Origin of the sequence: Gillisia limnaea DSM 15749 (assembly GCF_000243235.1) — a bacterium.
GTDB lineage: Bacteria > Bacteroidota > Bacteroidia > Flavobacteriales > Flavobacteriaceae > Gillisia > Gillisia limnaea.
The window spans coordinates 3,037,123-3,059,604 of record NZ_JH594606.1 but is presented as its reverse complement, the minus strand read 5'-3'; the positions used below and the strand labels follow the sequence as shown (position 1 = coordinate 3,059,604).

Here is a 22,482-nt window from a genome sequence, read left to right as displayed (position 1 = left end):
TTTATAATAATTGTCAGTTCTGCTTTCTTTAAGTAATTTAGCGTTAAACCAGAATCATGAAATTACCGCTCTATCAAATTGATGCTTTTACCGATGAAATTTTTGCCGGAAATCCCGCTTGCGTTGTTCCACTTCAGGAATGGATCCCAGATATATTACTGCTGAAAATAGCCGGGGAAAATGCGGTAGCCGAAACCGCATTTTTTGTTGATGAAGGTGATAAAATTCATTTGAGATGGTTCACGCCTGAAACCGAAATGGACCTTTGTGGCCATGCAACCCTTGCCACAGCTCATGCGCTACATTCAATTCTCGAATATCATAAGAAAAATTTGGTTTTCACCACCAAAAGTGGCGATTTGAAGGTTTCTATAGAAAATGATATCTATACTCTGGATTTCCCTTCCAGAAAACCACTGCCAACTCCTTTGCCAGAACCTATGGACAAAGCCATAAATTTAAAACCTGCTGAAGTGCTGAAGGCACGGGATTTTGTTTTGGTCTACTCATCAGAGGAAGATATTCGGAATATAGAGATTAACAGGTTATATTTTGATCAACTGGACCTTGGAACCGGAGGGGTCATCTTTACTGCCAGTGGAACCGACTGTGATTTTGTGTCCAGATTTTTTACCCCGGGAGCTTCTGTTTTTGAAGATCCGGTAACCGGATCAGCACATTGTTCGCTAATTCCTTATTGGAGTGAAAAGCTAAATAAAACCAAGATGAATGCAAAACAAATTTCAAATCGGGGAGGAAGTCTTATTTGTGAAAATAAAGGGGAACGTATTCTTATTAGCGGAAAAGCAAAGACCTATTCAAAAGGATTTCTTTGGACTGATTAAGTTTATTTTCAATTCTTATAACATCATCGCCCCATAAAGCGCGGCTCCATATGTTGCGGTTTTCTCATTAAGAATAGCCTTAACCGGCATAAGTTCAAGCAGATGCTCCATTCTGTCTGATTTAATAAAATTTTCATTAAAAATCTCCTTATCGATGGTTTTAATAATTTTAGGTACAATTCCGCCACCTATAAAAATTCCGCCGGTAGCTTTTGTTTTTAATGCAAATTGATTGGACTCAATTGCCAGGTATCTAACAAAAAGATCGATGCTTTCTTTACAAACATGGTAATTTCCCGCTATAGCAGAAGCACTTATAAGAGCTGCAGGATCTTCTTGTAAAATTCGCTCTTTAAACCAGGTTGGTTCCCTTATTCCCCTGGTAATTATCAGGAATTGGTAGATGTCATAAATTCCGGAACCGGAGATGATTCTTTCCCAGCTTACCAATCCATATTTTCCTTGCAAGAAACGCCATAAATCGGCGTCAAATTCATTTCGGGGACTAAATTCAGAGTGTCCGCCTTCGGTTGCAAATGGATGATACGCCCTGGCATCCCAAAATAATCCTGCTTCGCCAAGCCCTGTACCCGGGGAAATGATAACGGCATTCCCGGCTACTTCTGATCCTTTTCTTATTTCCACAAAATCGGAATCATCCAGCGCTCCCAGACCAAAAGCATTGGCTTCCATATCATTTATAATCTCAACATTCTTAATAGAAAGTTCTTTACCGATTTCTTTTTTATCGATTATCCAGGGAAAATTTGTCCCTTTTACAACACCCTCATTAACCGGCCCGGCAACCCCAAGACATAAACTATCTATTTCCGGAAGGTCCTCATTTTTAAATTTCTTAACAATTTCCTGAAAAGAGGAGTGATCTTTAGTGACATAGGATTTTTGTTTTAAGGGTTGAAGCATTCCATCACTTACCTGATAAAGCGATAAATTGGTCTTGGTACCTCCAACATCGGCTGCCAATACATTGCCTGATAATTCTTTGAGATCTTTTTGCTTCGGAAAAGCAAGCGGGAATTTATAGTTTCCTTGAAGGTTATATTTAAAACTTATTGATCGTTCCATAAATATTGACTAAAAATTTCAGAGAATACCGTTTAAATGTACAATAAAATCACCTAAACAGTGAAAACCTACAGGGATTATAATTGGAATACTGCAGCTTGAAAAAAAGCGTGAAAAGCACTAATAGCAGTGCAATTATGCTTCGCCAAAAACAGGAATGAGAGGAAATTACAATTCCTTAAGATGATAAATATTTTTTTTTTAAACGATTAAACACTACTGTTAATTTAGTATCTTTAAGAGGTTTAGGTTTTTAAAAATTAATTTATGAGAGTTTCTGTAAAACGAAAAAATATCACATTTCTTCCAGATCCCAGTCGTATCATCGCCAGGTTTTTTATGAGTGGGGAGTTAAGAACACAGCAACTCATTATGAGAGTCCTTAACCTGACCGAAAGCAAAGTTAACATGGCCCTGGAACAAACCTTAAGGGAATTTGCAAACCGACACCGTAACATCTCCAAGGTTTTTATGAATCATGCAATTAAAATACAGGACATCATTGAGGGAATGGAAATTAATTTTGACGAGTTGTCTTTAGAACGTAAATTATTGATAGGAGCATACTGTACCAGCGAATATGCAATAGAATCTGCCGCTATTTTCAATCCTTCCATAATAGAAGATTTAGATCAAAACTATCTAAAACCAGGAGAAAAGAGAGTCATTATTTCCTTTCGAGCTACCGGAGAAGGCCATATCTCCTCATTGGTTTTTAGAAGAGCTATTCTGGACGGCAATAATGACTTAATAATTAGCCGGGTTGGAGATAATATCGATGTGCCGGTTATCTCTCATAAAAAATTATACGATAAGAAACGATTTTGTGACAAGCTGAAGGAAATGAATATTCCCGAGAAATATTCGCAAAATATCATGAGAGATCTTCCCGATAAATTTGAATATTATTTATTGAAGAATGAAGTAGAAAAAATTTTGTATAATAACACCTTATCTACAGATAATCAAGTTGCACTTCAAGAGATGACCTGGCTTGTAGATTCGTTCTACGATATCAAATTCCATAAAGATTCCGATCTTAGTGAACGGGTGATTTTTCCTATTGCAAGTACTGAAAAGAGTGGTATAGAAGATGCGAGGTTTGTGCATTTTATTGATGACGACAATAGTGTTAAAATATTTGCAACCTATACAGCTTTTGATGGCAAAACTATCCTTCCAAAGCTGATATCTACAGACGATTTTTATACGTTTAGGGTAATGCCGTTACATGGAAATGGTGCCAGAGATAAGAATTTAGCTTTATTTCCAAAAAAAATCAAAGGCAAATATGCTATGCTTGCACGGGTGGATGGTGTAAATAATTATATCATGTATTCGGAGAGAACAACGCTTTGGAATAATCCTGAAATTCTCCAACAACCTAAATATCCCTGGGAGTTTACCCAGTTAGGGAATTGTGGATCCCCCATATGGACGGAAGAGGGCTGGCTAATCATCACTCATGGAGTTGGAACTATGCGCCGTTATTGCATTGGTGCTTCCTTGTTCGATCTGGATGACCCTCTAAAAGAAATAGGACGCCTGGAAGAACCACTGCTCGCACCTATGGAACATGAAAGAGAAGGCTATGTACCCAATGTGGTGTATTCCTGCGGATCGCTTATTCATAATAACAATCTTATTTTACCTTATGCCGTTTCAGATTATTCTTCTACCTATGCTGTTGTGGATATGACTGAGTTACTGGATGTTCTAAAAAAATCTAAAAGCGTCTAGAGTAAAAAGGCTGGGAATATAAAACTTTTTCAACCAACTGATCCTCTAATGGGAAGACTTCCGTATGTCCTCAAAATAGGGCGTACTTTTCATTTCTACACACTTAGCAGCATAAAGGTATAGGGCAGCACTCCAGGTTTGCCAATCCTGCCCTTCAGGTTTTCCATTTTCCGGTCTATGCCACTCATTGAAGCCAAATTCGAGATTTTCATTTTTAGAAAGTTTTACAAGTTGAGTGAGTGCTACAAGTTTCTCTTCGGCAAGACTATAGTTTTTGGCGGCAACCAATGCAGCTATATAAATGCCAGATACAAAAGGCCAGATTCCGCCATTATGGTATTCACCTGGCTTGTTATAAAGAGCATACCTTTCATTCCAGTCGGAATCTTCAGGCTTGACAAAAGGAAAGAAATTTGGGGGAAGATCCACCTTTAGCTCATTTTTTTCCATCATTGCCAGGCACTCCTTTTCGATCCAATTAATCATTTCCTCTGAGCGTTCGTGGGAAGAAATGCCGGAGAGAATAGCCAGGCTATTTCCCAAAAGATCAAAGCGCTCACTACTAAGGATTTTATAGGACCACAACGCATAATAAGGTTTATTTTTTAATACTAATCCTTCGTGCACGTGCCTATGCATATTTTTTTGGGTTATAGTAAATAGATCCATCTCCTCACGGACTTTTTCTGCCCTGTTATTTTGACCGAACATTCTTAAATAAGTATATACCAGACTATTCACAAATAAACCATATCCCAGGACCCATTGTTCATCCCTCCAATCACTGGTAGGTTGTTGTGCAACCAAATACTGATTGGTTGGGCTTTGGTATTCCATCCACAAAAGGGCTCTGGATACAGCGGTTGCTAAAAATTCAGGTTCATCAATTAATTGCCTGAAAATACCTACTCCCACCAAAAACAAAGGCGTAGTATCACTTGCTCCCCTATCCTCCTTATCATGAACCAAGGAGGTAATATGCCCTTTTTCAGATTGAGTTTTAGCAAGCATTTCAAGAACTTTTCGGATACTGTTGATAAGAACAGGATTATCTGTTACCGCTATCCCAAGTATAGAAATCATAAGATCCCGGGTGTAAGGTTCAGGATATCCCCAGCCGGCAGTCCTGGGAAGTGCATGATATGCCCCCTCAGAATTATGAAGAAGTACATCCAGAGCCGCTTTTTTTGCAGATTCTATTAAAAGGAGGTTTTCTGAGTTCATTGATGAATCCCTATTTAATTCCAAGTTTATCCTGTATAATATCTAAAAACCGCTTTGCTACCATCTTGTAATTGAAATTTCTTTCAACATGTATACGTGCTTCTTTCCCCATTTTATCCCTCAGATCTGCGTCCAGCATAAGTTGGAGAAGATGCTGGGCAATATCCTGAACATTTGCCCGGTAATCTACTGTTCTTGGAAGATCAAATATAATTTTGTGATTTTTTTCATAGCCAGATTCTTTTCCAAGAATTACATGGTTAACATCAATTTTTTTAGCTATTCCGGCAAGCAATGCTGTTTTTTCATGGACAAGTGTATCCAGCATTCCCATTGCATTGATTCCAATAACGGGTTTTCCGCAGGCCCCTGCTTCCACCTGAGGCATTCCAAAACCCTCCAGCCTGGACGGACCAGCATAAATATCGCAGGCTCCAATGAGATAAGGCATAAAATTCCGGGATACGGTATTAGTGGCATAAAATATTTTCTTCTCAATTCCAAGCTGCCCTGCCAACTCAAGGTCTTTGATGTTTTGTGCTAATGTTCGGGGTTGGGGCCAAACTTTACAAATATATTTCCATTTGGGTGCTTTCGCATCAATAATTGCAAGTGCTTGCATGACTTCCTGAGCACCTTTAGATGCCGCATCGCCACCAACAGTAAGGATCATGATCTGGTCCGGAGAAATTCCCAATGCTTCACGAACCGACCGGATTTTAGGATCTTTTTTTTCAAATGGACGAAAAGACGCTGTATCGCAACCAACGGGTAATACCAAAATATTGTCTCCCCTAATACCATCACGAACATACATTTCCTTTACCCAATTGGAAGTCACCAAAATAAGAGGAAGTTCATTTAAAACTTTTTGATAATTAGCTATATAACCATCTGCCACTAACCAGGGTACAGGAAGTATTCCAAAGCTTTGGGGATGAAGAATAAGATCTGGGGTATGCCCCCAATATCCCACTCCTACCACTACGTCCGGCTTAAACCAACGGTAATACCATTCCTTTTCCTGGGCAGATTCAAAATGTGCTGCATGAGCGTCTACTCCCGATTCCCGTAACCCTCTATATAATAGGTCTCCCTGAGTAGCTAAACCGCCTGGAGAAGGTGGATAATCATAAAGCACCAATACTTTCATAGGATCTTAGTTTTTGAAAGAATATCACTGGTTCTCAAAAATATTATTCACATACTGCTTTGTTGATCCCAGATTTCCTTTTTTAATGAGCCAGCGATATGCTTCTGCAGGATTTCTGAACTTTCTGAACGCTTCGGATTTTGGAGTAGTTTCAGCTTCAAAACTTCCAGGTTGAAAACCATAAACCTTTGTAATTATATCATATTTCTTCTTCCAGATATTGTGATGAAGGTTGTTTAGAATGGAAGTATTCTTCACCGGCTGTGGATAGTATTTTTTATTTCCATCCTCATAAGCATAGGTCCAGAGTTCACCTGCATGGATCTTTTCAAAATACCATAATTTTATCACCGCCCGGCTCACTTCCTCATGCCGTCTGTGTCGGGTATATTCTCCCTGTGGATCATGAGTTATTATCACATCAAAATAATCCCGGGGTAAAAGCTCCAATACCATTTTTTCAACAATTGCTTCCTCCAGTGGAAATTGGTCCGGACCATCATCTAGCGCACCCATGATTCCTTTTGCATTGAATAGTTCAATGACTTTAAAAAATTTAGGAGCTCTGTCAGGGTCCTTTTTTCGGGAAAGAGAAATAATAAACCAGTTATAAGAAGGATGCATCAAAATAGTTCCACCACTCCATAAGGTTTCGTCATCGGGATGAGCGACAATAACCGCTACATTTTTAGCCCCTTTTTTGTGTTGTGCCTTTTCAACCATGCTTCTTTAGATCTTATTTAAAATAAGTACTTCGCTTTCTTTTCAATATCATTAAGGATGGAATTTTTAGCATTCCTAAATAAATTTACTATCTAAGCCTTTGATTAACAATGATAAATATCAACCTTAAATAAATTTCCCTAATTTTAAAACCGGTTGAAATTGTTCAAAATTCCGCAATCCCATTATCCGAAAATTTGGTGCCAAGTTTTTTAAAAAAAATGTAACCTGATAAAAATCATATTTTTAAAACCATGAGGACCTTATTTTTTGCCTGAAGGAAAAAAAATTTATGCAACTAACTTTTCTAAGGATTCGGTTGCCGCTTTAAAGTATAGCTATGGCATCCGGAAACTTTATAATGCAGAAGTGATAGTTTTACACGTTTTTGATGCCGGATCGGGTTCCGATGAAAAAATTAAAATAATCGATAAAAGAAGGGAACTGGAAGATTTCTGTAGTTTGCATCTTGGTGAAAAATATGATGATCTTGATCTTTTAGTACCTGTTATCAATGGTAGCGATGTAGTTCATGACATCATTAATTTTTTTTCGTGACCTGGATGTCAAGCTTTTACTAATGGGTGCTTGCAAACCGAATCCATTGAATGAGTTACTGTTGCTGGACACTACCAAGGAAATGATCTCTAAAGCCCCTTTTCCGGTTTTGGCAGTACCTCATGAGTTCAAATTTAAAATCCCAAAAAAAGCCTGTATTCTACTGATTTTGATGAAGAAGATGTTTACCACATTAAGGAACTTGCTAAAATCCTGGCTCCTTTTTCTGCCGAAATCACCATATGACATTATCTGGGGGGAAACAAGAAAAAACGAATAACCTTCAGACATGGTTTAAGGATCTTATAGAAGAAAAAGTCAACTATAACAAAATTCAATACAAAATCATTTATTCTGACGATATCGTTGATTCATTAAAAACCTATGTACAGGAGGCCGATATAAACATCGTGGCCATGCTGGAACGCGGTAAGGAAACCGAATTTACCAGGTTATTACACCGGGATCTGGTTAAACGAATGCAAGTCTGCCTGAAAGTTCCGTTATTAAGATTTAAAAAGAAGTACTAAAAATATTAGAGTTAAAATTCAAAGTTTTAAGATTCAAATAAAAACCTCAGTTTGTGGTTTCCCGTAAAATATATCTTCGGGATTAGTCTATGTTTACAAACCCAAATTTTTCTTATGATCAACATACTATATGGAATCCTGATTATCCTGGTCGCTGCTTGCTTGTTGATACTGCATAGAAACAACTGGAAACAAAAGAAATTTATCAAAAACGAACTGGAAGATCTAAAAATAATTAAGGAAAAGAATTCCAACAGTTTCTGATTTAATAATCTTTCTTATGAGGCATATCACCATATTTATAAAGCAAATAAAATCCAACAAATAAAATCATTTACTTTAGAGCAGGTTCAAGTATCATGCTAAAGGAAGACATGTCGAGAATTTCGGCGAAATCCCGCCCGAGGGGATGGTCTGGCATAGGCAAATTAAACCCATTGCAGGGATTTACGGTTGTTCCTTTAATTCAAAAAATTAATAGAAAACTCTTATCAAAAATTTTCGAATTCAGGAAGCCAGATAAGAACTTTAATATGAACAAAGAACTACCAATTTTAACGTTCACAATGCAGAATCTTTACGTTATCAAAATCTTTACGAAAGAAGTTCACACGAGAAACTTTATATTGCACCAGCAAACAAGGAAACCAATCCATAAACTATGGTAATGAGATTTGATATCTGAATGAAATTTACACTTCCCATCATTGTCTTCTCACAGTTCTGTTGTACCTCCCTATGGTTTGCCGGGAATGGCGTTATGAGTAATCTCCTGCAAACCTATGGGCTTGATATTTTAGCTCTGGGCCACTTAACTTCAGCGGTACAGGTAGGTTTTATAGCAGGCACGCTTCTATTCGCATTTCTCAATCTGGCAGACAGATTTCCACCTTCTAAAATATTTTTTATTTGTGCACTTTTTGGAGCGGTTTTTAACCTGGGAGTGATTTTGGATAACAATACCCTGAGCAGTTTGCTCTTGTGGCGGTTTCTAACCGGATTTTCCCTGGCTGGTATTTACCCCGTAGGAATGAAAATTGCCGCCGATTACTATCAAAAGGATCTTGGGAGATCTCTTGGATTCCTTGTGGGGGCACTCGTTTTGGGAACCGCTTTTCCGCATTTGCTTAAAAGCTTTACCGGAACCGAAAATCTTCCCTGGAAAATGGTGCTTATAATCACTTCGGTAATGGCGACTTTGGGAGGCGTTTTAATCCTGCTGGCGGTTCCTGTGGGTCCCTTTAGAAAAGCCCGAACCGGAAAAGATTTTTTCGAATTTTTAAACGTCTTTAAAAACAGAAAGTTTCGTGCAGCAGCTTTTGGATATTTTGGACATATGTGGGAGTTGTATGCATTCTGGGCTTTTGTTCCGGTTGTTTTAAGCAGTTATAATCTACTACATCCGGGAACCGATCTAAATGTTCCGCTGTACTCTTTTCTTATTATTGGACTCGGTGGATTTGCCTGTGCTGCAGGAGGTTATCTATCACTACAGTGGGGTACAAAAAAGCTTGCTTCCGCGACGCTGTTCCTTTCAGGTTGCTGTTGTGTTATTTCTCCTCTTATCTTTTTCCAGGATTCCGAAGTTTTACTCCTTTGCTTCCTCATTTTTTGGGGACTTATGGTGGTGGCAGACTCTCCCCTTTTCTCTACTCTGGTAGCAGAAAATGCTTTTGCAGAATCCAGAGGTACTGCGCTAACAATTGTAAATTCCGTAGGTTTTGCAATCACGATCGTCAGTATACAGCTGGTTACTTTTTTATTGACACTATTTAGTCCATTTTATGTCCTCACCGTCCTGGCCATTGGGCCTGCTTTAGGATTATATAGTTTGTATTTTATTCCGGAATCAAAAATCAAGGTTTAAAATTCAGAATGAGCGTGAAAAACCCTGAATATATCGGGAAAAAAGAATTTTCTAATACCTTTAATTATTTTAGGGAAATATTTAGATCAATAAATCACGAAATTCCCAATCTCTATTATAATTTTACGAAATACAGAATTTCTATGAAAAACCTCAGCCGTATCAGTTTATTTGTGATGCTCCTTTTTCAATCTTGCATTAAAGGAGATGATGTTAATGAGTGTCCGGGAATATGTTCTGAAGAATTCAGAAATATTACAGTAGAAATAAAAGATGCAGAAGGTAATCCTGTGGCATTGGATTCTTACCGGGTTATCAATACCGTAAATGGCAATGAACTTAGTACGGAAATAAATGATTCAGAATTTCAATATTTCAGGGAAAACGGAATCTATCCAATCTTTAGCGATTTATATTCTGAAGAATTCCGGCAGCAGGAAATAACTATAAATTTCAAAGGGTATATAGATGAAGTAGAGGTAATAAGTTCAAATTACGAGGTAGGTGCAGATTGTTGCCATGTATATTATATCTCGGGAGAACGAGAATTACAAATCGATCAATAAAATTGACTTATTTATTTGGATCCTTTTATCATTTACACTTAATCTAGTTTAGGTAGTTCAAAATTACCCAGAACACTTTTCTCTTTCATTAGTTCCTCAATCTCATCAGATCTGCGAGGCGCTTCTCCCGATAAGTTTACCGGTCCGTTGTTGGTGATAAGAATATCATCTTCAATCCTTACTGCAATCCCATGCCATTTTGGATCACAATTGCTTCCTTCGGGAATATAAATCCCGGGTTCCACGGTAATTACCATATTGGCTTCAAAAGGACCTCCCAATCCGGGATCGTGAACGTCTAAACCAATATGATGGGAAGTTCCATGCGGGAAGTATTGGCTTGCTTCTGCTTCGGTTTCAACGATCCCCAATTTAACAAGGCCTTCGTTGATCACTTTTCGTGCTGCGGCATCCGGAGAACGAAACTCGTTTCCCACAATAGAAGCCGCAATTCCGGCTTCCTGAGCCTCATAAACCAGATCATAAATAGCCTTTTGCTCCGGCGTGAATTTACCGTTTGCGGGGATGGTACGAGTAACATCTGCCGTGTAACCGTGATATTCGGCACCCAGGTCCATCAATACCAAATCATTTTCCACCTTCATTTTATTGTTCTCGATATAATGCAACACGCAACCATTGTTACCAGCTCCAACTATTGAAGGATAACCTTCATACTCACTGCCATATTTTTTATAAATATATTCATGAATTCCCTGTATTTCAGTTTCCGACATTCCGGAGTGCATCGCTTTCATGATCTCGCGCTGGCCCATTGCCGAAATACGAACAGCTTTGGTAAGCAGAACCATTTCCTCTTCGGTTTTTATCTGGCGCAGACCTGCCATAAAAGTCCGGAGTGTTCTGGTATCGGTTTTGGCTTTTTGTGAGGAGATGGTATTTTTCACGTTGAGTTCATTGTTTATTGGATCATTTTCCTGTAATTCCTCCTCCAGATAATACCCAACCTGAATCTTAAATGCTTCAACTAAACTATAAAGATCTGCAGGATCTCTTTTATTATCCCGGTAGTCATCCTGAAAATCCTTGTAAAACACCTTGTTAAATCCGGTATAATCAATTCCGGATTTTGAAAATTCCTTTCCGTTCTGGGCTATTTCAAACCCAAGTTTTGATTTAGCGCCCTCGGTACCCAGTCTGTAACCAGTCCATTGCTCGGCCTGTGCATTTCTTTCCTGAACAAATAAGAGCTCGTTAAAAGATTTTCCATCAGCATTGATCTGGTCTTCAGAAAAAATAACCAAAACCGAATGCGGCTCCCTGTATCCGGTCAAATAATAAAAATCGGGATCCTGATTATATATGTAATCCACATCATTGGCACGGTTACGAACAGCATTTGCAAAAAATACCGCAACACTATTATCCGGCATTTTTGCGCGAAGTGCCTCACGCCTTTCCTGGTGGAATTCTGCCGATAAAAAATCGGTTGGAGTACCACTCTGGGCGATGCTGAAGGAGACATAAAAGATGGTAAAAATGAGACTGATAACCGGTTTCATAACTTCTGAATTTTTGGAAGTTAAAAATAAGAATAAAACACCGGTAGTAAAATAAAAAAAAGTCTGCTTTTAAAACAAAGTGGACCTTTCAAAACTTCAATTTTGCTTTCTTTTTATTTTTTGCTGTTGAGTTTTATAAAGATATTTATTCGGAATTAAGAGATCTCGTATCATAAATCAACAACTTCATAGCAAGTTCACCAGGTATGTTAAAGAAATAAATATCCGGAATAGAGATGAATTACCGCCCCAACGGGATGGGAGACATCGGGGGATTAAATTTACTTCCAGGATTGACGCTGCCAATATAGAATTAATACCTGCCATAAACCGGTAAGAAAAAACCAACGAAGATCAATAAAAGATTGACTTAATTATTAAAAGGGAATTATGGGTTTTTAATAATATTTTTCTGTAATATAGGCCTGTAATTGTGAGAAGAAAAAAATTATATATAAGTGTTTTTATAGTTTCTGTACTCGGCCTGTTCGTTGTACAGTACCAGTTCCTGAGGGTTGGGCTGAATCTTGCGAAGGTTCAGTTTGACAGGAAAATGGCAACGGCAGGAACGGATATACAGGATGATCTTAATTCTGAAAACCAGCTCACCTTTTTAGTTGCCAAAGCTATCACAGGAGAAAATTATTTTAAACTAAGCCTTGACAGCGTTGAGGATGCATCCCGCTTTTTTCTGAATGATTTTCTGGAGCAACGCCTTGTATCAAATGGAATAGACACCGATTTTTCCTACCGGCTTTATACCCGCGACAGCACAGATTATTTAAAATCTCCTACTGTTTTTAAAAAAGACGAATCCCTTATAAGATATCCAATAGAACTGAAGGGATATTTACCTCAGTCTATTGAAAAACCCCTTATCCTGGAATTACAATTCCAGGATCTCAACAAGTATTTCCTTTCCCAGCTTAACGGACTTACCATTCCTGCATTGATATTTATTATTGCTATTATCTTTGTAGTGATCTGGATCCTAAGGTCTTTTTATTGGCAAAGCAATGTAATTACCACCACAAATGAGTTTATAAACAACCTTACACATGAGCTTAAAACTCCGGTATTTTCTATTGGACTCGCCACAAAAATACTGGAGGATGATCTGGATGAACGACAAAAACCCATCGTCCATTTAATTCGTAAGCAGGTAGAGCGATTAAAAAAACATATCGATCAAGTGCTCGATCTTGCAAGTCTGGAATCAGGTAAGAAAATATTTGATTTTAAAGAAACCGATCTCCGCCCGATACTGCTTCAGCTGTGTACAGATTTCAATATGCTGGCTAAAATGGAAGATATAAAATTTTCCTTTGAGCTGCAGGAGGGAAAATATCCAGTGAGAGCTGAAGTTTCCCATCTTGAAAACGCGATCAATAACCTGCTGGATAATGCTAAAAAATATTCCGATCAACCTGAAATTAGTCTGAAAGCATCGCTTCAGAATAAAAAATTAGTCATCAGCATTAAGGATAACGGGGTGGGCATATCGGCCAAAGAAAAAGATCAGATCTTTAAGAAATTCTACCGGGTTCCAAATGGGAATTTGCACAAGGTAAAAGGCTACGGACTCGGTTTAAGTTATGTGAAAGAGATCGTTAAGAAACACCGCGGAACCATCAGCATTGAAAGTGAGCAAAACAAGGGAACTATTGTTTCTGTCCGTATTCCATTACTCAATGAAAAATCGTAATTATAAATTTTACTTTTAGAGGACCATGCTTCCCTGGGGTATTTTCCTTCCGAATATCTGAGGATGAAGAATTTTGAGATTGCCAGGGCGAAGGGCCTTATCATCAAAAAACAGCATTTTTGGAGCTCCTTGTTTTCGCAGATAATTACTCAGAATTTTATGGGTATGGTACGTGGCTTCCTGCAACTTTAGGAAAGGTTCATAATCATCTACAGAAGTTATGGGAACATCGATATCCACATATCCAAATCCCTGATACCTTCCGTCCTTAACCAGCACAAAAGCTTCTTCCTTGAAATGGCGACCTTTTTCCCGGATCACATAAGTGGGAGTTTCTTCTCCCAGGGACGCGATAGCTTCTTTTACCTTAGCATTATAATTCTCTGTAGATTCTGAACCTTCACAAATCCCCTCACAATTCTGTATCCGGTAATGGGAACATACATTCACTTTGCTTTGAAGGGTACAATACCTGGGGCAAAGTTTAAAAAACTCACAAAGCTGTTCCAGTTTTTCAGCAGCTGCTGCCCGGTTATAAAAAGTGCCTACAGAATCCATCGTCAGTTTGGTTTTTCCCAAAGCAAGCTGAATGATCCCGCGCTGATTGATGTAGCTAATAATTTGATAAACAAGCCCGGGGCGCTTCTGGGCCTGGTTATATTTGGGGTAATGCCTCCGGATATGATCTGCTTCCAACAACAAGGCAGTAAGTTCATTCCCGGTAGTTTCGTGATCTATATAATAGGTTTCCTGGCCAAGCCGGTATTCCTTGGTCATTTTATCGTAAAAATGAGACAGGACGCGTTTTTTGATATTTACGGCTTTCCCGGCATAAAGTACTTTATGATGTTTATCCTTGAACAGATAAATACCGGGAGAATCCGGTAAATCGTTGATCTGATCTGCAGATAGATGCGGCGGCAGGGTGGCCTCTTTGGAATGTGAATGCAGGAAAGACCGAAAAACTTTATAATCATCATCCAGAGTTAGCATACGCTGAAAAAGGATCACAGTAGCATCGGTATCACCTTCGGCACGGTGTCGATCGATAATTGGGATATTTATAGAATCACATAAGCGGCCAAGACTGTAGGAAAATAAACCTGGAATGAGTTTTCGGGAGAGTCTTACGGTACAAAGTTTTTTCCGGGTGAATTCGAATCCCAGATCCTTAAATTCATTTCGAAGCACATTGTAATCGAAGCTTACATTATGGGCCACAAAGATCGCATCCCTGGTCATTTCTTCAATCTTTCTGGCTACTTCATGAAATTTAGGGGCCTTGGCCACCAGATGGTTGTCGATCCCGGTGAGCGCGGTGATTTGCAATGGAATATTTTTTTCGGGGTTGATAAGCGTGGTGTATTTATCTAAGATCACCGAGCCCCTAAGTCGTACAATACATATTTCTGTAAGCCGGTTCCCGTTGATCCCTCCTCCGGTGGTTTCCACATCTACAACTGCAAATAACTGATCTTCCATACTAAATTTTTCTAATTCGCTCAAGTAGCAATACTATTCAAAATTAGGATTATTTCCTAGTAAACGGAAATAATCCTAACGTAAATTTTAAAAATAAATTTATTGACCTAAATTGTGTTTTCCATATCTAAACCTTTTTCCTTCGCGAAATTGAAGTTCCGGTCAATTTTATGAAATTGCCAACATCCTGCAATCGCTATTTTATCTAAATTCACCTACAATTTTTAATCAGGAAATCCATGAAATGGAAAGGCAGAAGAAAAAGCACCAATTTAGATGACAGGAGAGGGAAATCTACCGGAGGGAAAATTGCTGCAGGTGGTGGAATAATAGCAATCATCTTTTTGGCGATACAAATTTTTGGAGGGGGAGATGCTTCAGAATTTCTCAACCAACTACAGGATCAAATTCCCGCAACTACGGAAGAAAGGGAATTAACCGCAGCAGAATTAGAACTGGGTGATTTTGCAGCCACCATGCTGGCAGATACGGAGGATATCTGGAGTGAGATATTCACGCAAAATTCTGCAGATTACCGGGAACCCGGAATGGTTTTATTCACCGATGCCGTAAGTACAGCCTGTGGCAGTGCTTCATCTGCCTCCGGCCCATTTTACTGTCCGGGAGATGAAAAAGTTTATATGGACCTGATATTTTTTGAAGAGCTGCGCACCCGTTTTGGAGCTCAGGGCGGAGATTTTGCCATAGCCTATGTAATTGCCCATGAAGTAGGGCATCACGTGCAACATTTGCTGGGAACCGCCGGGGAAGTGAGAAACCTTCAGCAAGGAATGAATCAGAAAGAAGCCAATGAATTGTCCGTTGCCCTGGAGCTACAAGCCGATTTTTACGCCGGGGTATGGGCGTACCACAACCGGGAATATTTGGAAGAAGGAGATATTCAGGAAGCCTTAAGCGCGGCGAGTGCTGTTGGTGATGATGCTATACAGAAGCAAACTTCCGGAAGGGTAATTCCCGATTCTTTTACCCACGGAACTTCGCAGCAACGAATGGACTGGTTCCTGAAAGGCTATAAAACAGGGGATATAAGTTTGGGAAATACTTTTAGTGTACGCTAAATATGCTGAGCTTCAGTTTAAATACTTTAGGATTTTTAAAATAGGCTTTAATTGAAGGTGCCTGCCTACATGCCATATAATTGCAATTTCCAGCCTTATTTTACTTCGGAAAAGCACTGTGTTTTTTTTAGATTATGGTCAATAGGAAAAAGTTTCTGGTTTGAGTATTAATTTCTATCTTAGAAATCAGAAATAAACCCAATAAACCTATTTTCTTTGGCCCTATACCTACCCCAACCCTACTCAGGTGCAAAATTGGTCATGAATTATGGCAGCCTTCTGTTTTTAATTCTTTTTGCGCTTCAGATAAATGCCCAGAACTCCTACCAGGCGCAACCGCTTTCTGAAACTATTTCACTTCATGAATATGCCGTTTTTGCCAATGCAGGACAGCAAATTTACACGCTTGAAGAAGTTCGGAAAAATCCTAAAAACCTTGATTTTAGGCCTATAGGTTCTGAAAACCCGAATATTGGTTTTACTAAAGACCAGTATTGGGTAAAGTTTACAATGACAAACAATACTGCTGAAAATTTTACCTATTATCTTGAAACCGCCCGTCCTATTACAGACAAGGTTGAGCTTTTTAGTATAGGTACTTCGGGAGAAATTCAAAGACAGCAAAGCGGGGATAAAATGGCTTTTTCAGATCGCAGTTTCGATCACCGTAAAACAATTTTCGAATTACAACTTCCTTCCGAAGAGACCCTAGAAATCTATATTCATTATGAGAACGACGGGGAAGTTTTAAATCTACCGCTTAATTTACATAATGCTTCCAGCCTTTTAAAGATCACTTATTTCGAGCAATTAGTATTTGGTATCTTTTTCGGAATTTTATTGATCGCTGCGATTATTTACCTGTTTTTCTTTTTTGCCCTTGGGGAAAGGAGTTTTTTGTTTTACAGTTTCTATGTAATCACTGTTGGCCTTTTACAATTCTCCCTGGATGGTTATTTTAACCAATATTTTGAACCCGGTGGAGGCTGGTTCTCTAATCATTCCGTAGTTTTGTTCGCCATTATTTCAGGAGCCTTTCTTGGCAAGTATTCAGAGGTATATTTAAACATTAAGCAGAGCAGCAGTTTTCTGCCTAAGATTTTTAATGGGATATACATCTGCCTGGGGCTTTTACTGGTGGCAGTAGTATTTGTGCCTGAAGTTCCGGCATTTTCCTATCCTACGGTGAATGTTCTGGGTCTGGGAGTTTTGGTAGCGATCCTGGTATCTGTGATCCTGCTATTTTCCAAAAAAATAGTAGTTGACAAATTCTTCCTCATCGGTATATTTTTCCTTATTCTGGGGTTTGTAATCTTTATTCTGAACAATCTTAGTGTTTTACCAAATACCTTCCTCACCCAAAACAGTGCAAAGCTGGGAACGGGACTGGAAATTATCTTCCTTTCGCTTTCTATGGCTAACCGGATTAAAAAACTAAAAAGTGAGAAGGAAGAATTACAGCGGCTGGCGCTGATACGCCTGCAGGAAATGAATGAGCTTAAATCCTATTTCTTATCTAATTTAAGCCACGAACTGCGCACTCCCCTCAATGCAATCATGGGCCTCGCAGATTCTATGGCTTTTGAAGCTGAAAACCAAAAGGTGAAAAACACTTCAAATGTGATCAAGGCTTCTTCGGTACGGCTTCTCAATCTTATTAACGACATCCTGGATTTTTCAAAAATAGAGAAAGGAGAATTGAACCTTGAAAAGGAGATTTTTGATCCTTTGGAAATATTGAAAGAATTACAATTAAGCTATAAAAATCAGGCGGAAGAAAAAGGTCTGGCGTTTGAACATATCATAAAAAATCAAGTTTCGGGATTCGTTATTGGCGATGCCAACAGGCTGGCTCAAATCGTTAATAATATCCTGGATAATGCTGTAAAATTCACTCCGGAAGGCAAAGTGCAGGTATACCTTGAAACCAGTATAGGCCAAAATGAAACATTGGAACTTACCCTCCGGGTTTCAGATACCGGAATTGGGATCCCAAAAGATAAGATGGAGACTATCTTCGAGTCTCTTACCCAGGAAAGTATCAATAATAAAAGAAAATACGGTGGTCTTGGTTTGGGCTTATACATTATAAAAGTATTGGTAGATATGCACCATGGGATGATACACATGGAAAGTAACCAGGGATCGGGAACTACCTGCACCCTAAAACTTTCTTATCCCCTGGCACCAAAACCCATAGTTACGGAAAAGCAATTTCCTACTGACAGCTACGATTTACTGGGAAGCAAGATTTTGGTAGTTGAAGATGATCCAATCAACCAAATGGTCCTGAAAATGATCTTCAAAAAATGGAAAGGCACGCAATTTAGTTTCGCCAGTAATGGTGCTGAAGGATTGGAAAAACTTAAAGAAGAATCGTTTGATCTTATTTTGATGGATTTACAAATGCCTGTAATGGATGGTTATGAAGCCTGTATAACGATACGAAAGGGCGATGCCGGAGCGAAAAATAAAAATATCCCTATAATTGCCGTAACGGCAGATGTTATGGAAAGTACCAAACAGCGGGTGATACGCATTGGAATGGACGATTATCTTGCCAAACCAGTTCATAAAGACCGATTGTATGTAAAAATAATCCGGTTGCTTGAGGGAGCAGCAATGGTAAAGCAGTAATAAACAAACTCCCGTGTAGGGTTTCGAATCGCACTTTTCTGAAATAGATCAACTAAAATCATAACTTCCTGCTCAAGAAAATCTTAGGAATAAATCTATTTAAGGAATAGGTGAACCTAAAGAAACAGATTAAATAGAAAATCAATAGCCTCGAAGAATGTTCATTAGGTATTATGAAGGAAAAAACCTTAAGAACTTCTAGAAAATTCTCCACGAACTGGACGAGCGGGCATAGAAGGTTTAAACCATTCTATTAGGATAAAAAAAGGTGACCCGTTTCCGGATCACCTTTTATCATACATTTTAAAGCTTCTATAAGGCCATATAGATTAAGACAGGTCAAAGCGGTCAAGATTCATCACCTTGTTCCAGGCTGCTACAAAATCCTTCACGAACTTCTCCTGGGTGTCCTCGTATCCATAGACTTCAGCGAGTGCACGAAGCTCAGAGTTCGAACCGAAGATAAGATCGACACGGGTTCCGGTCCATTTGATTTCACCATCCCTGCGGTCACTCCCCACAAACACATTTTGGGAATCGGAAGTCGCCTTCCAGGTTGTACTCATATCCAGCAGGTTCACAAAGAAATCGTTGGTAAGCTGCCCCGGGCGTTTTGTAAACACTCCATGTTGAGAACCATTAAAGTTAGTATTAAGCACACGCATACCACCTATCAAGACCGTCATTTCCGGCGGAGTTAGCGTTAGCAATTGAGCCTTGTCAACCAACATCTCCTCCGCAGATGCCGAAGATTTGTTGTTTCCTTTTACAAAATTTCGGAATCCATCTGCATTTGGTTCGAGTGCTTCAAATGCTTCAACATCGGTTTGCTCTTCCAGGGCATCAGTACGTCCCGGAGTAAAAGGTACGCTTATTTCATGTCCTGCATCTTTAGCTGCTTTCTTGATTCCTGCACATCCACCCAATACGATCAAATCGGCAAGGGAAACTTTTTTGCTACCTGATTGTGCGTCGTTGAATTCTTCACAGATGTCTTCAAGTTTTCTAATTACTTTCTGCAATTGTGCAGGATTGTTAGCTTCCCAATGTCTTTGAGGTTCAAAACGAATTCGTGCGCCATTCGCACCACCACGTTTATCAGAACCACGGAAGGTTGAAGCCGAGGCCCAGGCGGTAACTACCAATTCGGAAACAGATAGTCCGGACTCAAGTATTTTATCCGTCAGTTTAGCGATATCCTGAGCATTGATCAATTCATGATCAACAGCCGGAACCGGATCCTGCCATATCAATTCTTCTGAAGGTACCTCGGGCCCAAGATATCGAGAAAGTGGCCCCATATCACGATGGGTTAATTTAAACCAGGCTCTTGAGAAAGCATCTGCAAACTCATCAGGATTCTCATGAAAGTGTTTTGAAATTTTCCCATAGGCTTTATCTTCGCGCAACGCCAAATCTGTGGTTAACATAAATGGCGCATGGAATATTGATGGGTCATGTGCATCGGGGACTGTACCGGCACCTGCATCATTTTTTGGTTTCCATTGATAAGCACCACCCGGACCTTTATGACACTCCCATTCAAAGCTGAACAAATTATCAAAGAAGCTGTTGCTCCACTTTGTAGGTGTTTTAGTCCACGCACCTTCAATACCACTGGTGATTGTACTACCCGCATTTCCGGTTCCGAATTTGTTTTTCCATCCAAGGCCCATCTCTTCTATAGAAGCTCCTGCAGGTTCTACATCTACATTTTCCGATGGATCTGCAGCGCCATGAGTTTTTCCAAAGGTATGTCCACCGGCGATAAGTGCAACCGTTTCATAATCATTCATAGCCATACGGCCAAAAGTTTCACGAATGTCACGTGCTGCCCCAAGAGGATCGGGATTTCCGTTAGGGCCTTCCGGATTCACATATATAAGACCCATATGAGCCGCACCAAGAGGATTTTCTAATTCATGGTCACGCGAATAACGTTCCTTATTCCCAAGCCATTCCCCTTCAGATCCCCAGTAAATATCTTCTTCCGGTTCCCAAATATCTTCCCTACCACCAGCAAATCCGAAAGTTTTTAATTCCATGGACTCTAGCGCACAATTACCGGCGAGGATCATTAAATCTGCCCAGGAAATTTTTTTCCCATATTTCTTCTTGATTGGCCAAAGTAGTAAACGCGCTTTGTCAAGATTTGCATTATCCGGCCAACTATTTAGCGGTGCAAAGCGCTGTGATCCCGAGCTTGCTCCGCCTCGGCCATCACCAATACGGTAAGTTCCCGCACTGTGCCATGCCATCCGAATGAAAAGTGGTCCATAATGACCATAATCGGCCGGCCACCATTCCTGGGAATCAGTCATAAGATCAGAGAGTTCCTGCTTAACTGCATTCAGGTCGAGGCTTTTGAATGCCTCGGCATAGTTGAATTCCTCATCCATGGGGTCAGACAAGGAAGAATGTTGCCGCAAAATTCTCAAATTAAGCTGATTGGGCCACCAGTCACGGTTCGACGTACCGGTTCCAGCGGTAAATTGAACATCTCCACCCATAAAAGGGCATTTGCTTGACTCGTTTACTTCCCAGACTTTGTGATTATCTGAACTGCTTGAGTGTGTTTTATTTTCCATAGAAATTTGATTTTGAATTGTTATCACGAATTTAACATAAACGTTTGTTATCTGTAATATTTTATTATAGATAATATCTATGTGAGCTTTTTGAAATCTGATATATTAACAATATATAGAAAAAGTATCGATCTTAAAAGTCGTCAAAGCAAACAGAGCTACTTGAAGCTAACAGTAAATCCATAAAAATCAAGAACTTCGTGGGCCCGCCCGAAGGGTACGGGCAAGCCAGCCTGAATGAATGAAATAAATTTCATTCAGGCCACGGGGAATTAAACCCTCAACGAGGGAATAAAATTTATTGCCTCATACCTGCTCAAAGACCAGTAATAGGAAAATCATCCGGAATTTCAATAAAATATCACATGCGACTCACTAGCCTGCCTGCGATGCACGGGCATGCAATGAAGAATTAAACAAAATTTTGGGATTGAAATTCATCCCGGATATTATTCTGATTCGGTTATTTTTTAGGCGGAAGGTCGAAAGCCACAGCTTCGTGTTCAAAATGGCCTTTATGGGAACCATCGCAAAAAGGTTTGTTTTTAGAAAAACCACAACGGCAAAGAGATACTGCCTCCCGGCCTCCAAGGTCATATATATTTCCGTTTTTATCCTGCATTTCAAAATCACCTGCGATTATAAGCGATCCGTTATTGTTAACTGTAATTTTTGTTTTAGCCATCTTTATTGTTTTATAGGTAAATAATTAATCTTTCCAGGTTATTTATTTTTTTGAATTCCTTACCAAAATTCAAATATTTTATTTTCCAAAGCTGTTTTAAAAGGTCGATTCATTAATACCGTAATCGATTAGCTTCTGAGAAAGCTCCAAGGTAATTGATATTAAAAAGAATATTCATTTTTTTCTTTATTTATAAAAATTATAAATAAGGGCTGTGTACTATAACCTGGCTTCCAATTTAAACTGATTCTACAATTAAATTGTTGAAGTAGAGATCTAAAAAAAGGCTTCAATGATAGGTCCCAGTTTATTCTAATACGCACCATTCAGCAGCTACACGGGTTTCGATATTCTAATTTCCAACTCTTACCAATTCCTTAAAGAAATTTAAAAGACTACTCCGCTTTCATAAATAAAACCCAAAGTAGATCATCTTCAATTTTAAGCTTCATAAATGTTCTAAATTTCATTATTTAAAAGAGGGCGTTTTA

18 protein-coding genes are annotated in these 22,482 nt (G+C 39.1%); 10 read left to right on the top strand and 8 right to left on the bottom strand.

Annotated elements, in window-relative coordinates; all coding sequences use genetic code 11:
- Nucleotides 1-56 precede the first annotated feature (56 nt).
- Complete coding sequence (locus GILLI_RS15360; protein WP_006990038.1) at nucleotides 57-845, top strand: PhzF family phenazine biosynthesis protein; 789 nt, start codon at nucleotides 57-59, stop codon at nucleotides 843-845.
- Nucleotides 846-860: 15 nt separating this feature from the next.
- On the opposite strand, the gene glk is transcribed toward GILLI_RS15360, so the two are convergent.
- Nucleotides 861-1,931 (bottom strand): glucokinase, encoded by a 1,071-nt coding sequence (glk, locus tag GILLI_RS15355; RefSeq protein ID WP_006990037.1) that lies wholly within the window; start codon nucleotides 1,929-1,931, stop codon nucleotides 861-863.
- Nucleotides 1,932-2,198: 267 nt separating this feature from the next.
- Between glk and GILLI_RS15350 the strand changes: the two genes are divergently transcribed.
- Nucleotides 2,199-3,671, top strand: a complete 1,473-nt coding sequence (locus GILLI_RS15350; protein ID WP_006990036.1) for a glycoside hydrolase family 130 protein — start codon at nucleotides 2,199-2,201, stop codon at nucleotides 3,669-3,671.
- A gap of 45 nt (nucleotides 3,672-3,716) precedes the next feature.
- Here the strand turns inward: GILLI_RS15350 and GILLI_RS15345 are convergent, their stop codons facing one another.
- From GILLI_RS15345 to GILLI_RS15335, 3 genes are read right to left on the bottom strand one after another with little or no spacing between them, the layout of a single operon-like run.
- The gene (locus GILLI_RS15345; RefSeq protein WP_006990035.1) at nucleotides 3,717-4,895 is read right to left on the bottom strand and encodes a glycoside hydrolase 100 family protein; all 1,179 of its coding nucleotides are present in this window, start codon (nucleotides 4,893-4,895) and stop codon (nucleotides 3,717-3,719) included.
- 10 nt (nucleotides 4,896-4,905) lie between these two features.
- A complete protein-coding gene (locus GILLI_RS15340; RefSeq protein ID WP_006990034.1) occupies nucleotides 4,906-6,048 on the bottom strand; it encodes a glycosyltransferase family 4 protein in 1,143 nt (380 codons plus the stop codon).
- Between the two features lie 24 nt (nucleotides 6,049-6,072).
- Nucleotides 6,073-6,771 carry a PIG-L deacetylase family protein gene (locus tag GILLI_RS15335; RefSeq protein ID WP_006990033.1) on the bottom strand — a complete coding sequence of 233 codons (699 nt, stop codon included), beginning with the start codon at nucleotides 6,769-6,771 and terminating at the stop codon, nucleotides 6,073-6,075.
- 270 nt (nucleotides 6,772-7,041) lie between these two features.
- Between GILLI_RS15335 and GILLI_RS15330 the strand changes: the two genes are divergently transcribed.
- The 5 genes from GILLI_RS15330 to GILLI_RS15305 all read left to right on the top strand — a co-directional run bounded on the left by GILLI_RS15330 (nucleotide 7,042) and on the right by GILLI_RS15305 (nucleotide 10,292).
- Complete coding sequence (locus GILLI_RS15330; RefSeq protein ID WP_006990032.1) at nucleotides 7,042-7,329, top strand: hypothetical protein; 288 nt, start codon at nucleotides 7,042-7,044, stop codon at nucleotides 7,327-7,329.
- Nucleotides 7,330-7,571: 242 nt separating this feature from the next.
- On the top strand, nucleotides 7,572-7,859 hold the full coding sequence (locus GILLI_RS15320) for a hypothetical protein (RefSeq protein ID WP_006990031.1): 288 nt from the start codon (nucleotides 7,572-7,574) through the stop codon (nucleotides 7,857-7,859).
- Nucleotides 7,860-7,973: 114 nt separating this feature from the next.
- Nucleotides 7,974-8,123, top strand: coding sequence for a hypothetical protein (locus tag GILLI_RS18455; protein ID WP_156798680.1), 150 nt, complete (start codon nucleotides 7,974-7,976; stop codon nucleotides 8,121-8,123).
- Between the two features lie 421 nt (nucleotides 8,124-8,544).
- A complete protein-coding gene (locus GILLI_RS15310) occupies nucleotides 8,545-9,726 on the top strand; it encodes an MFS transporter (RefSeq protein WP_006990030.1) in 1,182 nt (393 codons plus the stop codon).
- An 8-nt stretch (nucleotides 9,727-9,734) separates the two neighbouring features.
- Nucleotides 9,735-10,292 (top strand): hypothetical protein, encoded by a 558-nt coding sequence (locus tag GILLI_RS15305; protein WP_006990029.1) that lies wholly within the window; start codon nucleotides 9,735-9,737, stop codon nucleotides 10,290-10,292.
- Between the two features lie 38 nt (nucleotides 10,293-10,330).
- Here the strand turns inward: GILLI_RS15305 and GILLI_RS15300 are convergent, their stop codons facing one another.
- Nucleotides 10,331-11,815, bottom strand: a complete 1,485-nt coding sequence (locus GILLI_RS15300; protein WP_006990028.1) for an aminopeptidase P N-terminal domain-containing protein — start codon at nucleotides 11,813-11,815, stop codon at nucleotides 10,331-10,333.
- Nucleotides 11,816-12,248: 433 nt separating this feature from the next.
- On the opposite strand from GILLI_RS15300, the gene GILLI_RS15295 reads away from it, so the two are divergent.
- Nucleotides 12,249-13,520 carry a sensor histidine kinase gene (locus tag GILLI_RS15295; RefSeq protein ID WP_006990027.1) on the top strand — a complete coding sequence of 424 codons (1,272 nt, stop codon included), beginning with the start codon at nucleotides 12,249-12,251 and terminating at the stop codon, nucleotides 13,518-13,520.
- A gap of 15 nt (nucleotides 13,521-13,535) precedes the next feature.
- On the opposite strand, the gene GILLI_RS15290 is transcribed toward GILLI_RS15295, so the two are convergent.
- On the bottom strand, nucleotides 13,536-15,002 hold the full coding sequence (locus GILLI_RS15290; protein WP_006990026.1) for an exonuclease domain-containing protein: 1,467 nt from the start codon (nucleotides 15,000-15,002) through the stop codon (nucleotides 13,536-13,538).
- A 239-nt stretch (nucleotides 15,003-15,241) separates the two neighbouring features.
- On the opposite strand from GILLI_RS15290, the gene ypfJ reads away from it, so the two are divergent.
- A complete protein-coding gene (gene ypfJ / locus GILLI_RS15285; protein ID WP_006990025.1) occupies nucleotides 15,242-16,081 on the top strand; it encodes a KPN_02809 family neutral zinc metallopeptidase in 840 nt (279 codons plus the stop codon).
- Nucleotides 16,082-16,297: 216 nt separating this feature from the next.
- Complete coding sequence (locus tag GILLI_RS15280) at nucleotides 16,298-18,718, top strand: hybrid sensor histidine kinase/response regulator (RefSeq protein WP_006990024.1); 2,421 nt, start codon at nucleotides 16,298-16,300, stop codon at nucleotides 18,716-18,718.
- A 329-nt stretch (nucleotides 18,719-19,047) separates the two neighbouring features.
- Here GILLI_RS15280 and katG read toward each other — a convergent pair whose 3' ends face one another.
- Entirely contained in the window at nucleotides 19,048-21,306 is a 2,259-nt protein-coding gene (gene katG, locus GILLI_RS15275) for a catalase/peroxidase HPI (protein ID WP_006990023.1), read from the bottom strand.
- Nucleotides 21,307-21,769: 463 nt separating this feature from the next.
- On the bottom strand, nucleotides 21,770-21,991 hold the full coding sequence (locus GILLI_RS15270) for a CDGSH iron-sulfur domain-containing protein (RefSeq protein ID WP_006990022.1): 222 nt from the start codon (nucleotides 21,989-21,991) through the stop codon (nucleotides 21,770-21,772).
- Between the last annotated feature and the right edge of the window lie 491 nt (nucleotides 21,992-22,482).

Bases quoted from the DNA above. Each gene is read 5' to 3' on its own strand.
- GILLI_RS15360 (WP_006990038.1), top strand. From the start codon at position 57: ATGAAATTACCGCTCTATCAAATTGATGCTTTTACCGATGAAATTTTT.
- glk (WP_006990037.1), bottom strand. From the start codon at position 1,931: ATGGAACGATCAATAAGTTTTAAATATAACCTTCAAGGAAACTATAAA.
- GILLI_RS15350 (WP_006990036.1), top strand. From the start codon at position 2,199: ATGAGAGTTTCTGTAAAACGAAAAAATATCACATTTCTTCCAGATCCC.
- GILLI_RS15345 (WP_006990035.1), bottom strand. From the start codon at position 4,895: ATGAACTCAGAAAACCTCCTTTTAATAGAATCTGCAAAAAAAGCGGCT.
- GILLI_RS15340 (WP_006990034.1), bottom strand. From the start codon at position 6,048: ATGAAAGTATTGGTGCTTTATGATTATCCACCTTCTCCAGGCGGTTTA.
- GILLI_RS15335 (WP_006990033.1), bottom strand. From the start codon at position 6,771: ATGGTTGAAAAGGCACAACACAAAAAAGGGGCTAAAAATGTAGCGGTT.
- GILLI_RS15320 (WP_006990031.1), top strand. From the start codon at position 7,572: ATGACATTATCTGGGGGGAAACAAGAAAAAACGAATAACCTTCAGACA.
- GILLI_RS18455 (WP_156798680.1), top strand. From the start codon at position 7,974: ATGATCAACATACTATATGGAATCCTGATTATCCTGGTCGCTGCTTGC.
- GILLI_RS15310 (WP_006990030.1), top strand. From the start codon at position 8,545: ATGAAATTTACACTTCCCATCATTGTCTTCTCACAGTTCTGTTGTACC.
- GILLI_RS15305 (WP_006990029.1), top strand. From the start codon at position 9,735: ATGAGCGTGAAAAACCCTGAATATATCGGGAAAAAAGAATTTTCTAAT.
- GILLI_RS15300 (WP_006990028.1), bottom strand. From the start codon at position 11,815: ATGAAACCGGTTATCAGTCTCATTTTTACCATCTTTTATGTCTCCTTC.
- GILLI_RS15290 (WP_006990026.1), bottom strand. From the start codon at position 15,002: ATGGAAGATCAGTTATTTGCAGTTGTAGATGTGGAAACCACCGGAGGA.
- ypfJ (WP_006990025.1), top strand. From the start codon at position 15,242: ATGAAATGGAAAGGCAGAAGAAAAAGCACCAATTTAGATGACAGGAGA.
- katG (WP_006990023.1), bottom strand. From the start codon at position 21,306: ATGGAAAATAAAACACACTCAAGCAGTTCAGATAATCACAAAGTCTGG.
- GILLI_RS15270 (WP_006990022.1), bottom strand. From the start codon at position 21,991: ATGGCTAAAACAAAAATTACAGTTAACAATAACGGATCGCTTATAATC.